The sequence below is a fragment of the Streptomyces sp. NPDC127119 genome, from assembly GCF_042677425.1.
Classification (GTDB): domain Bacteria; phylum Actinomycetota; class Actinomycetes; order Streptomycetales; family Streptomycetaceae; genus Streptomyces.
Genome location: NZ_JBHXTO010000204.1, coordinates 1 through 11,799 on the forward strand (window position 1 = coordinate 1; position 11,799 = coordinate 11,799).

Annotated in this window: 10 protein-coding genes; 2 read left to right on the forward strand and 8 right to left on the reverse strand. The window is 71.7% G+C overall.

Annotation, left to right across the window (positions count from 1 at the left end; translation table 11 throughout):
- Positions 1-98: 98 nt before the first annotated feature.
- The 6 genes from ACFVH5_RS41370 to ACFVH5_RS41395 are packed head-to-tail and all read right to left on the reverse strand — an operon-like array spanning position 99 to position 7,040.
- Entirely contained in the window at positions 99-1,202 is a 1,104-nt protein-coding gene (locus tag ACFVH5_RS41370) for an XdhC family protein (protein WP_385838843.1), read from the reverse strand.
- Positions 1,195-2,340 carry a VWA domain-containing protein gene (locus ACFVH5_RS41375; RefSeq protein WP_385838852.1) on the reverse strand — a complete coding sequence of 382 codons (1,146 nt, stop codon included), beginning with the start codon at positions 2,338-2,340 and terminating at the stop codon, positions 1,195-1,197. Before ACFVH5_RS41375 ends, ACFVH5_RS41370 begins: the two co-directional genes overlap by 8 nt.
- Positions 2,341-2,360: 20 nt before the next feature.
- Positions 2,361-3,296, reverse strand: coding sequence for an AAA family ATPase (locus ACFVH5_RS41380; RefSeq protein ID WP_385838853.1), 936 nt, complete (start codon positions 3,294-3,296; stop codon positions 2,361-2,363).
- 5 nt (positions 3,297-3,301) lie between these two features.
- Positions 3,302-4,162, reverse strand: coding sequence for an FAD binding domain-containing protein (locus ACFVH5_RS41385; RefSeq protein ID WP_385838844.1), 861 nt, complete (start codon positions 4,160-4,162; stop codon positions 3,302-3,304).
- The gene (locus ACFVH5_RS41390; RefSeq protein WP_385838846.1) at positions 4,159-6,555 is read right to left on the reverse strand and encodes a xanthine dehydrogenase family protein molybdopterin-binding subunit; all 2,397 of its coding nucleotides are present in this window, start codon (positions 6,553-6,555) and stop codon (positions 4,159-4,161) included. The genes ACFVH5_RS41385 and ACFVH5_RS41390 overlap by 4 nt, the downstream gene beginning before the upstream one ends.
- Complete coding sequence (locus ACFVH5_RS41395; protein ID WP_384801817.1) at positions 6,552-7,040, reverse strand: (2Fe-2S)-binding protein; 489 nt, start codon at positions 7,038-7,040, stop codon at positions 6,552-6,554. Before ACFVH5_RS41395 ends, ACFVH5_RS41390 begins: the two co-directional genes overlap by 4 nt.
- A 277-nt stretch (positions 7,041-7,317) precedes the next feature.
- Here ACFVH5_RS41395 and ACFVH5_RS41400 point away from each other — a divergent pair, with 277 nt between their 5' ends.
- Together ACFVH5_RS41400 and ACFVH5_RS41405 are read left to right on the forward strand one after the other, a co-directional pair.
- Positions 7,318-9,180 (forward strand): endoglycosylceramidase, encoded by a 1,863-nt coding sequence (locus tag ACFVH5_RS41400; RefSeq protein ID WP_385838847.1) that lies wholly within the window; start codon positions 7,318-7,320, stop codon positions 9,178-9,180.
- Between the two features lie 202 nt (positions 9,181-9,382).
- Positions 9,383-10,831, forward strand: coding sequence for a M6 family metalloprotease domain-containing protein (locus tag ACFVH5_RS41405; RefSeq protein ID WP_385838848.1), 1,449 nt, complete (start codon positions 9,383-9,385; stop codon positions 10,829-10,831).
- A gap of 211 nt (positions 10,832-11,042) precedes the next feature.
- Here the strand turns inward: ACFVH5_RS41405 and ACFVH5_RS41410 are convergent, their stop codons facing one another.
- Both ACFVH5_RS41410 and ACFVH5_RS41415 read right to left on the reverse strand, forming a co-directional pair.
- Complete coding sequence (locus tag ACFVH5_RS41410; RefSeq protein ID WP_385838849.1) at positions 11,043-11,399, reverse strand: hypothetical protein; 357 nt, start codon at positions 11,397-11,399, stop codon at positions 11,043-11,045.
- Positions 11,396-11,799, reverse strand: a 404-nt coding sequence (locus ACFVH5_RS41415; protein WP_385838851.1) for a cbb3-type cytochrome c oxidase subunit I, incomplete at its 5' end; no start/stop codon positions are given. The genes ACFVH5_RS41415 and ACFVH5_RS41410, both read right to left, overlap by 4 nt.

Genomic DNA, 11,799 nt, shown 5'->3' on the forward strand with positions numbered 1-11,799 from the left:
CCTCCGCCTTGCAGCTGCACGCACCACACCCCGCTCACCGGCGCCCACAAGGCACCGCAGCTTTCCTTCGCCGTGATCGACCGGACAGGTCCTAGCCGTCAGGGGTGCCGCGGGTGGATCTCCCCGTTCGTCGCCGCCAGCGGGGCGCCGCTGCCGCCCCAGCGCAGCGCGACGATCTCCGCGGCGACGGACACGGCCACCTCCTCGGGCGTACGCGCCCCGAGGTCGAGGCCCACCGGCGAACGCAGCCGCGCCAGTTCGGCCTCGTCCAGCCCGCCGTCCCGCAGCCGCTTCATCCGGTCGTCGTGCGTACGCCGGCTGCCCATCGCCCCGATGTACGCGGCCGGACGGCGCAGCGCCTCCTCCAGGAGCGGCACGTCGAACTTGGGGTCATGGGTGAGGACACAGATCACCGTGCGCTCGTCGGTCTCCGTCTTCTGCAGGAAGCGGTGCGGCCACTCGACGACGACCTCGACACCCTGCGGGAAGCGCTTCGGGGTGGCGAAGACGGGCCGCGCGTCGCACACGGTGACCCGGTAGCCGAGGAACGCGCCGATCCGGGCGACCGCCGCCGCGTAGTCGATCGCCCCGAAGACCAGCATGCGCGGCGGGGGAGCGAAGGAGTGCAGGAAGACCGTCACCGCGTCCTCGCGCCGCTCACCGTGCGGTCCGTAGTGCCGCCGGCCGGTGGCGCCCAGGGCCAGTTCGCCCCGCGCGTCGGCGGTGACAGCCACGTCCAGGCCGGGCGTGCCGAGGGTTCCGGACACCTCGTCCGCCCAGACGGCGAGGGTCGCCCCGCGCCGCGCGGGGCCGTCGATGACCGTCGCCACGGTCACCGGGCGGGCCGCGGCCACCGACTCCGCGACCGCCCCGAAGGACGGATCGAGTGCGGCCGTCACGGGCCGTACGAGGAGGGTGATCTCCCCGCCGCAGGTCAGCCCGACGGCGAAGGCGTCCTCGTCGCTGTACCCGAAGGTCTCCAGGCGGGCCTCACCCGACCCGACGACCTCCTGCGCCAGCTCGTACACCGCGCCCTCGACGCAGCCGCCCGACACACTGCCCACCACCTCGTCGCCGGGCCCGACGGCCATGGAGGCACCGGGGTCCCGGGGCGCGCTGCGGCTGACGGCGACGACGGTGGCGAGCCCGAAGGCGGAGCCCTCCGCGTACCACCGGCCGAGCGCCGGGAGGATCTCACGCATCGTCCGCTCCTCTCACCACCGCGGCCAGACGTTCCAGCGCGGCCAGACTGTGGCCCTCGACGAACGCGTCCACGCTCGGCAGCGCCGCCGCCATTCCGGCGGCCACGGGCGCGTATCCGGGACGGGCCTTGCGCGGATTGGCCCAGATCACCCGGTGCGCGAGCCGGTGCAAGCGTCGCATCTGGGCGGCGAGCGGTTCCGGATCGCCACGCTCCCAGCCGTCCGACAGCACGACGACGACCGCGCCGCGTGCCATGCCGCGCTGCCCCCACCGGTCGAGGAAGTCCCGCAGCAGCTCGCCGAGCCGGGTGCCGCCGCGCCAGTCGGGTACGGCCGCCGCGACCGCGGCCAGCGCGGTGTCGGGGTCGCGGTGCGCCAGCTCACGGGTCACCCGTGTGAGCCGCGTACCGACCGTGAACACCTCCGTGCGCACCCGGCCGCCGTGCGCGGCGGCATGCGCGAACCGCAGCAGCGCGTCCGCGTACGCCGCCATCGAACCGCTCACGTCCACCAGCAGCACCACCCGCCGCGGTCGCCCGGCCCGCGCCCTGCGCAGCGGCGGCGCGGGCTCGCCGCCCCGCCGCAGCATCTCCCGCACGGTCCGCCGCGGATCGAAGGACCCGCGCCGGGCCGGCCGCAGCCGCGCGGTACGCCGGGGCTCCCCGCGCAGCGCGAACGCGGCCAGCAGACGCCGCAGTTGAGCCCGCTCCGCCTCGGTGAGCCCCGCGAAGTCCCGGTGCCGCAGCACCTCGGCCGAACTGGCGAGCACCGCCGCGGGCACGCCGTCCCGCTCACCCTCCCCGCCGGTACGGGGAGCGGGCCCGGCGTCCCGTACCGCCACTCTCAGCCGCGTCGCGGGAGCGGCCCGCACCGCCCTGCCCATGGCCCCCGCGCCCCCGAAATAGGCCGCGAACACCCGGTCGTACCGCTCCAGATCGTCCCGGCTCCCGCACAGGGTGAGCCGCCCCGACCAGTACACGTCGGACCGCGTCCCCGGCCGCAGCACATCGAGCGCGCCGATGAGCGCCTGTACGCGATCGGGGCCCGCGTCGACCCCGGCGGCCCGCAGGGCACGGGCGAAGCCCACCAGCACGGCGGGCCCGTCGACAGCCTCCCGCGCGTTCACGCCCCGGCTCATGTCCCCCGCCATGTCCCGGCTCACGCCCCGCGCACCGCGAGCAGCGCCGTCAGGTCGAGCCCCCGGGCCCGCTCCAGGTCCTCCCGGTACTTCAGCACCGACCCCAGCGTGGCCACCGCCAGCTCCGCGTCGGCCTCCGTGGCGCCCAGCGCGGCCATCGCCTCCGCCCAGTCGATGGTCTCCGCGACCCCCGGCGGCTTGACCAGCTCCTGTGCCCGCAGGGCCTGTACGAGGGCGGTCACCTGCTCGGCGAGCCGCGCCGAGGCGGCAGGCACCCGCCGCCGCACGATGGCGAGTTCGCGCGCGAAGCCCGGGTGGTCGAGCCAGTGGTAGAGGCAGCGCCGCTTCAGCGCGTCGTGCACCTCGCGGGTCCGGTTGGAGGTGAGCACCACGACCGGCGGCGACTTCGCGCGCAGGGTGCCGAGTTCGGGGATCGTCACCGTGTACTCGGACAGCAGCTCCAGCAGGAAGGCCTCGAACTCGTCGTCGGCGCGGTCGATCTCGTCGACGAGCAGCACGCACGACCGGGTCTCCAGGGCCCGCAGCAGCGGCCGGGCGATCAGGAACCGCCGCCCGTACAGTTCGTCCTCCAGCCGGTCCGCGTCGGTGAACCCGGCCGCCTCCGCCGCCCGCAGATGCAGCAGCTGGCGCGGGAAGTCCCAGTCGTACAGCGCCTGGGAGGCGTCGATGCCCTCGTAGCACTGGAGGCGGATCAGCGGGGCGTCCAGGGCGGTGGCGAGGGCCGACGCGAGCGCGGTCTTGCCCACGCCCGCGTCGCCCTCGCAGAAGATCGGCCGCCGCAGCCTGAGCGCGAGGAAACAGGCGACCGCCAGCCCGTCGTCGACGAGATACCCGCTTTGTTCGAGCCGGACCCGCACGTCGTCGGGCCCGGCCGGCCACGCGGACCGGCCGCCGGCCCCGCCGCCCGTCCCGCCCTCCTGCTCCTCGCGTGCGATCGGCCTCACCCCATTCCCGCGGCGGCCAGCACCGAGCGCCGTGTGAGCACCCGTGCCAGCTGCGCCCGGTACTCGGCGGAGGCCGCCGGGTCGGAGGCCGGCCGTGTCCCCTCGGCCGCCGCCTGCGCGGCCCGTGCCACCCCGTCAGGCCCCACGCCCGCCAGCGCCTCCTCGGCGGCGGAGGCCCGCAGGGGAGTGGTCCCCATGTTGGTGAGGCCGATCCGGGCCTCCGCGATGTGCCCGTCCTCGCGTCGCACGAGCGCCGCCACCCCGACCATGGCCCAGGCCTGCGCCACCCGGCTGAACTTCTCGTAGTGGAAGCCCCAGCCGTCGTACTCGCCGGTCTTCGGGACCCGTATCTCCACCAGCAACTCGTCCGGCCGCAGGGCGGTCCGGAGGAAGTCGACGAAGAACTCCCGGGCGGGGATCGTCCGTCGGCCGCCCGGACCCGCCGCGATCAGTTCCGCGTCCAGCGCGAGCGCCACCGCGGGCAGGTCGCCGCCCGGATCGGCGTGGGCGAGCGAGCCGCCGAGCGTGCCGCGATGGCGGATGGCCGGGTCGGCGACCGTGGCCGCCGCCGCGGCCAGGAGGCCCGCGTGATGGCGTACCAGCGGGTCGGCGATGACGTCGTGGTGGCTGGTCAGCGCGCCGACGACCAGCGCGTCGCCCTCCTCGCGGACCCCGCGCAGCCCGGGGATCCGGCCCACGTCGACGAGCAGTTCGGGAAAGGCGAGCCGCATCCTCAGCAGCGGCAGCAGGCTCTGTCCGCCGGCGAGGACCTTCGCGTCCTCGCCGGTCCCGGCGAGCGTACGGACGGCGTCGTCGACGCTCGTGGGCCGTACGTACTCGAATGCCGGAGGAATCATGACCGCTCAGCCCCTTCCCAGCCGGACCGGTCCGCCTGCGCGGACCGCAGGGCCTCCCAGACGCGCCCCGGTGAGCAGGGCATCCGCACGTCGTGGACGCCCAGGGGCCGCAGCGCGTCCACGATCGCGTTGACGACGGCCGGGGTGGAGGCGATCGTCCCGGCTTCCCCGACTCCCTTGACGCCCAGGGGGTTGGAGGTGGCGGGCGTCTCCGTGCGGTCGGTGGTGAACTCGGGCAGGTCCGGTGCGGCGGGCACCAGATAGTCGGCCATGGTGCCGGACACGAGGTTGCCCTCGTCGTCGTACACGGCCTCCTCGTAGAGCGCCTGCGCGATGCCCTGGGCGAGGCCGCCGTGCACCTGGCCCTCGACGATCACCGGGTTGACCACCTTGCCGACGTCGTCCACGCAGACGTACGAACGGATCGAGGTCCGGCCGGTCTCCGTGTCGACCTCGACCGCGCACAGGTGGGTGCCGTGCGGGTAGGAGAAGTTCTCCGGGTCGAGCAGATGCTCGGCGTTGATGGTCGGCTCCATGCCGTCGGGCAGGTCGTGCGAGGAGAACGTCTCGAAGGCGACCTCCTGGATCGTCCTGCCCTCCTCGGGCGACCCCTTCACCGAGAACACGCCGTCCGCGAAGTCGAGGTCGCGCTCGTCGGCCTCCAGCAGATGCGCGGCCACCTTCCGCGCCTTCTCGACCACCTTCTCCGCCGCGTGATGCACGGCGGCGCCGCCGACGACCAGCGACCGCGAGCCGTACGTGTCCATGCCCTGCGGCGCCGACCTGGTGTCGCCGTGCAGGACCTCCACGTCCTCGAAGGGCACCCCCAGCGCGTCGGCGGCGATCTGGCTCCAGCAGGTCTCGTGCCCCTGCCCGTGCGGACTGGTCCCGGTGACCACCTCGACCTTGCCGGTGGGCAGCATCCGGATGCTCGCCGCCTCCCAGCCACCGGCCCCGTACCGCAGATCCCGCAGCACCCGGCTCGGCGCGAGCCCGCACATCTCGGTGTACGTGGACACACCGATGCCCAGCCGCACCGGGTCACCGCTCTCGTTGCGCTTGGCCTGCTCGGCCCGCAGCTCGTCGTATCCGAAGAGCGCGAGCGCCTTGTCGGTGGCGGCCTCGTAGTTGCCGCTGTCGTAGGTCAGCCCCGCGATCGACGTGTACGGGAACTCCTCGTGCCCGATCCAGTTCCGGCGCCGCAACTCCACCGGATCCAGGCCCACTTCGACGGCCAGCTCGTCCATGATCCGCTCGATGGCGTACGTGGCCTCCGGGCGCCCGGCACCCCGGTACGCGTCCGTGGGCGTCCGGGTCGTGAACACACCCGTGCACGTGAACGCGTACGCGTCCATCTTGTAGATCGCCGGATACATGAAAGCGCCGAGGATCGGGATGCCCGGCGTGACGAGCATCAGGTAGGCGCCCATGTCGGCGAGCAGATCCACCTTCAGGCCGAGCAGTCTGCCCTCACCGGTCGCGGCGACCTCGATGTCCTGGATCTGGCCGCGCCCGTGGTGGGTGGCGAGGTAGCCCTCGGAGCGGGACTCCGTCCACTTCACCGGCCGGCCCAGACGCCGGGCAAGGTCGAGGGCGATGACCTCTTCCCCGTACACCTGGAGTTTCGAGCCGAAGCCGCCGCCGACGTCGGGGGCGACCACGCGCAGTTTGTGTTCGGGGATGCCGGTGACCATGGCGAGCATCACGCGCAGGACGTGCGGGATCTGGGTCGCCGAGTGGACGGTGTACTCGCCGGACGCGGCGAGCGGGGTCACGACGACCGACCGCGGCTCCATGGCGTTGGGAATGAGGCGCTGCTGGTGGTAGCGGCGGTGCAGGACGACGTCGGCGCGCTCCCTGACCGCCTCGTAGCTCTCACCCGTGGCCAGCGGCCAGACGTAGCAGCGGTTGGTCCCCTTGTCCGCGTGGACCAGCGAGGCGTCGTCCGCGAGCGCGGCCTCCAAATCGAGTATCGGGGGCAGGGGTTCGTAGTCGACCTCGATCGCTTCGAGCGCGTCGGCGGCCGTGTACCGGTCGCGGGCCACGACGACCGCCACCGGGTCGCCCGCGTACCTGACCTCGTCCACCGCCACGGCCGGATGGTCGGGCAGGACGATGTCCTCGGTCACCGGCCACGCGCACGGCAGCGAGGCCAGGCCCTCGGCGAGGTCGCGGCCGGTGAACGCGGCGACGACACCGGGCCGTTCGAGGGCGGGGGAGGCATCGATGCGCTCGATGCGGGCGTGTGCCATCGGGCTGCGCAGGATCGCCAGGTGCAGCAGGCCGGTGACGCCGATGTTGTCGGTCCAGTTGGTCTGTCCGGTGACGAGCCGCGCGTCCTCCTTGCGGGGGCGGGACCGCCCGACCTCGCGCTCGCCGGTCCGCTCGCTCATGGGGCCACCTCCTGGGCCGCGGGCTCGGTGGCCCCGGCGGCGTCGAGGACCGCGCGCACGATGTTCTGGTAGCCGGTGCAGCGGCAGAGGTTGCCCTCCAGGGCATGGCGTACGTCGTCGGCGCTCGGCGCCGGGTTCTCCCTGAGGAGGTCGCGCGCGGCCATGATCATGCCGGGGGTGCAGTAGCCGCACTGCAGGGCGTGCCGCTCATGGAACGCCTTCTGGAGGGGATGCCACTCCCCGTTCACCGCCAGCCCCTGGACGGTGGTCACTTCGCTCCCGTCGGCCTGGACGGCGAGCACCGAGCAGCTCTTCGCGGTCACACCGTCCAGGTCGACCGTGCAGGCCCCGCAGTTGGAGGTGTCGCAGCCGACGGGGGTGCCGGTCAGGCCCAGCCGGTCACGCAGGTAGTGGACCAGCAGAAGACGGGGTTCGACCTCGTCCTCGTACTTCGTGCCGTCCACCGTCACCGAGATTCGGGTCATGTGCCCTCCCAGGGAACCGTGCGAGGGTGCGTGGGAATTCAGCCACCGGACGTGATGGGCGTCACTCTAGAACCGCGCCCCGGGAGGAGCGAGGGCCTGGGCAGGCCTTTGTTGAACGTTGATCCGTCCTGGGGCGGCTTCGGAGCGTCCGGCGTTCGAGGACCGGGAGAGCGGGTCCGGCGACGGCCGAATACCACAACTACCTTTCAAAAAAGGTGACTTACTCTCAGGTCAGGAGACTTGACGGGCTGAAGATGCACACGGGACTGTTGTGTACATGTCGAAGTTGCGTGTGCATCTGCTCGGCGTCCTCGTTCTCCTGACCGGTCTCCTGTCGACCGCGGGAGCCCAGTCCGCCGCCGCCCTCCCCGACGACCTGTGGTTCGACCCGGCCGCCGCCGCGACCCTCACGGTCCAGAACGGCCGCTTCACCGACGGGCTCGGCCGCGAGGTCGTGCTGCGCGGCTACAACGTCTCCGGCGAGACGAAGCTGGCGGAGAACAACGGCCTGCCGTTCGCCTCGGTCGCCGACGCCAAGAAGTCCGCGACCGCGCTGCGCGCCCTCGGCGGCGGCAACTCCGTGCGGTTCCTGCTCTCCTGGGCGTACGCCGAACCGGTGCGCGGCCAGGTGAACACCGCCTACCTGGCCGCCGCCACCGACCAGATGCGCGCCTTCCTGGACGCCGGGATCCGGATCTACCCCGACTTCCACCAGGACCTCTACTCGCGCCACCTCTTCGACCCCGACAGCTGGTACACGGGCGACGGCGCCCCCAAGTGGGCCGTCGACGCCGGTGACTACCCGGACGAGTACTGCGGCATCTGCCCCTTCTGGGGCCAGAACATCACCTCGAACGCGGCCGTCACCGAGGCGTCGTACGACTTCTGGCACAACGCCTTCGGCCTCCAGGACGCCTTCCTCACCACCGCGCAGACCACCATGGCCTACGTCGAACAGCACCTGACCGACGCCCAGTTCGCCGGTGTCGTCGGCTTCGACCCGTACAACGAGCCCCACGCCGGCATCTACGACCCGGGTCAGACGAGCCGGGCGTGGGAGAAGGACGTGCTCTGGCCCTTCTACGCGAAGTTCCGGGCGCGGATGGACGCGGCGGGCTGGCAGGACAAACCCGCCTTCGTGGAACCGAACCTCTTCTGGAACGCCAACATCGACTTCCAGAAGCAGGAGGGCGGCCTCCTCGACTCGGGCACGCTCGGCCCGCGCTATGTCTTCAACACCCACTTCTACGACCAGAAGGCGATCTCGGGCGTCTTCATGTGGGGCAAGGCGGAGAACGGGCAGTACGCCGCCGACTTCGGCACCGTGCGCGACCGGGCCGCTGCGACCGGCACCGCCGCGGTCGTCAGCGAGTTCGGCCACCCCCTCTCCGGCACCGTCTCCGACAAGGCGCCGACCGTCCTCAAAGCCATGTACCAGGCACTCGACTCCCGCGTGAAGGGCGGCAGTTGGTGGGCCAGCCCCACCCAGTCGGGTCCCGTCCTGTCCGGCTCGCAGTGGCAGTGGGACATCTACAACGGCCGCCACCACGAACTGATGAACGGCAACGCCGACAAGGTGCTCACCACCGGTGACGCCTGGAACGACGAAGACCTCTCCGCCGTACGCCTCGACGACTCCGGGACGGCCGTGCTGCGCCAGGACGCCCGGCTCCTCGACCGCGTCTACCCGAGCGCGACGGCGGGGAAGACGGTCGCCTTCACCTACGAGGACCGTTCGCGCGACGGCTCCACCACCCTCACCTGGAACCCGGTCCCCAGCTCCCTGCCGCGCGTGGCCGAACTCGTCGGCTCCGGCCAGTACGCGCTCCAGGTGTGGCGCTCGGACGGCAGCGCCGAGCCCACCGAACTGCACCTTCCCGCGTCCTTCCCGACGGCCTCCACGACGGTCGTCTCCGACCTCGGAGTGACGGCCTCGCCGCCCGCGTACACCAGGACCACACCGATCGCGGCAGCACGCGAACCGGGCGGCACGGGCAGCCGCCGCCTCCTGCTGACCGCCGCGGACACGGGTGTCCTGCACTACGCCCTGGTCACCAACGGCGCGACGGCCCCGTCCACGACACTGCTCGACGCCGCGCGCACCGAACTGGCGAACTGGGCGGCGACAAAGGTGGGCTGACGGTAGGCCGGGGAGGAGTGTTCTTCCTCGGGGCCAGGACGGCGGAGTTCCGCTTCACCGGACCCAACGGCCCTACGGCGGGGCGACGTTGACAGCTGGGGCACCCCCGGATAAGAGAGGGCTTAAGGCCTCATCAGGGCCGGTTTTCTCTGGATCCTCCGTATCCGGCAAAGAGGGGTTCGTCCCCTGAAGGGGGTGCCTGATGCGTCATACGCTCAGCCCTGTACGGCCGGCCCACGACTGCGCCGCCGCCTGCCCCGTACCGCTGTCGCCGCAAGCACTGGCCCAGCTGTACGCCCGCTATCTCGAACTGACCAAAGAACGCCGCCTGCCCAGGAACACGACCTTCGAGGAGTACTACGCCATATGGCGTGCGGGCCGGCGGGGCGAGAACCTCGTCGGCCTCGACGACGGGTCGATCGACCCGGGCCCCAGCACCGACAAGCAGCTGATCACCCGCCCCGCTACCCAACTCCGCGGCACCGTGCGGACGCTGGTGCTGCTCGTCGACTTCCCCGACCAGCCGCACGAGGTCGACCACGGCCCCGGCCACTACGACAGCATGCTGTTCGGCCTGGACGAGTTCCCGAGCGGCAGCATGCGCTCCTTCTACCGGCAGGTCAGCGGCTTCGACACCTCGCCCAGTACTGGCATCGACATCCAGGGCGCGGTGCACGGCTGGTTCCGGATGCCGCAACCCCTGTCGTTCTACGCCGACGGCAACTCGGGCATGAACGCCAACTTTCCGCGCAACACACAGGGGCTGGCGCGTGACGCCGTACTGGCGGCCCGTGACGCGGGGGTCGACTTCAGCTCCTTCGACGCGCTCGACGAAGGCGCCGTCACCGCCCTGTTCATCATCCACGCCGGACGCGGCGCCGAGCAGACGACCCAGCGCGGCGACCTGTGGAGCCTCAAGTGGACGATCCCCGACGGGGTCGAGGTCGCGCCCGGCCTGTCGGTCCGTACGTTCCTGACCGTGCCCGAGGACTGCGCCGTCGGAGTCTGCGCCCATGAATGGGGGCACCTCGCGGCACGCTGGGCCGACTACTACGACACCGGACAGCAGCAGCTGACCCGGTCGGCCGGCCTCGGCAACTACTGCCTCATGTCGGGCGGTTCCTGGGGCAACGGCGGACTGACGCCGGTGTTCCCGACGGCCATGCTGCGGATGTTCCACGGCTGGATCGAACCCCAGGTGGTCAACAAGACCACCCGCGACATCAGGATGCGGCCCGCCGCGGAGGACGGGAGCGCGGTGTTCGTCCAGAACCCCGAGACGATGTCCGACAGCCAGTACATCCTCGTCGAGTACCGGCGCCGTCGGGGGCAGGACGCGTTCCTGCCCGACGAGGGGATCGCCGTGTACGTCGTCGACGAGTCGATCGACAACGTCAACGACGAGCAGAACCTCGCGATCGAACTCCTCCAGGCCGACGGCCGCGGCGACCTCTCCCGGATGTTCGGACGGGGCAACCGGGGTGACAGCGACGACCTCTACCCGTTCGGGGACAGGAACACGGTCGGCGAGAAAACGGAGCCTCCGCTCAATCTGCCCGACGGCAAGTGGACGGGGGTCACGGTCGAGACGGCGGGTACGCCCGGAGCCGACGAAATGACGGTCCACATCACGGTGGCCCCTTCGGGGTGAGGGCGGGGACTCCCGGTCGCGCTTTCGGGTGCGGCCGGGTGGGGGCCGTTCGCGCAGTTCCCCGCGCCCCTGAAGGGGGCGCCCGATTGGCGCCGGTTGCGCATTCAGGGGCGCGGGGAACGGCGCAGTCCTTTGTCTTTTAGGGGCGCGGGGAACTGCGCGGCCAGCCACTACGCGCCCGCAGGCGACGATGCACACGGGCGCGCCCCCGTCACCGCGCAAGTGAGAGGGCGAGCAGGCCGGCAGCGGCGGCGAGGCCCGTCATTCCGAGCGCGAACGTCAGGACCAGCCGCCGCCGCAACCCGCCGTACACCTCCTCGTACTCACCCCGCAATTCCACCCCACGCAAAGCCGTACGCCTCCAGGAAGCCCGCGCGAGCCCCACGTACTCCTCCACGAACCGCTCCTCCACCTCCACCCGTTGCCCATCGGTCAGCCACCCGAACTGCCGGGCAAAACGCGCAGCCACGAGCCGCCCGTCACCAAGCGTCGCCTCGATCAGCAGATGCCCCTCCACCTCGGCGATCAGCGCCCCCGCATCGACCGCCCGGTCGTCCATCGCGGTCACCGAAGAGCCCCCTCGATCTCGGGATGGTGGAGATCGAAGGCCGGCGATTCGGAACGAATACGAGGCAGCACGACGAAGTTGTGCCGCGGCGGCGGGCAGGACGTGGCCCACTCCAGCGAGCGGCCGTACCCCCACGGGTCGTCGACCTCCACCTTCTCGCCGTACTTCGCCGTCTTCCAGATGTTGTAGAAGAACGGCAGCAGTGACAGCCCGAGGACGAAGGAGAAGACAGTGGAGACCGTGTTGAGGAACGTGAGTCCTTCCACGGCCAGATAGTCGGGAATCCGGCGCTGCATTCCGTTCGTGCCCAGCCAGTGCTGGACGAGGAACGTCCCGTGGAAGCCGATGAACAGCGTCCAGAAGGTGATCTTCCCGAGGCGTTCGTCGAGCATCTTGCCGG

What these genes read in the sequence shown, in the direction of transcription:
- ACFVH5_RS41395 (WP_384801817.1), bottom strand. Translation starts at nt 7,040, where the DNA reads ATGACCCGAATCTCGGTGACGGTGGACGGCACGAAGTACGAGGACGAG.
- ACFVH5_RS41375 (WP_385838852.1), bottom strand. Translation starts at nt 2,340, where the DNA reads ATGAGCCGGGGCGTGAACGCGCGGGAGGCTGTCGACGGGCCCGCCGTG.
- ACFVH5_RS41370 (WP_385838843.1), bottom strand. Translation starts at nt 1,202, where the DNA reads ATGCGTGAGATCCTCCCGGCGCTCGGCCGGTGGTACGCGGAGGGCTCC.
- ACFVH5_RS41385 (WP_385838844.1), bottom strand. Translation starts at nt 4,162, where the DNA reads ATGATTCCTCCGGCATTCGAGTACGTACGGCCCACGAGCGTCGACGAC.
- ACFVH5_RS41390 (WP_385838846.1), bottom strand. Translation starts at nt 6,555, where the DNA reads ATGAGCGAGCGGACCGGCGAGCGCGAGGTCGGGCGGTCCCGCCCCCGC.
- ACFVH5_RS41400 (WP_385838847.1), top strand. Translation starts at nt 7,318, where the DNA reads ATGTCGAAGTTGCGTGTGCATCTGCTCGGCGTCCTCGTTCTCCTGACC.
- ACFVH5_RS41405 (WP_385838848.1), top strand. Translation starts at nt 9,383, where the DNA reads ATGCGTCATACGCTCAGCCCTGTACGGCCGGCCCACGACTGCGCCGCC.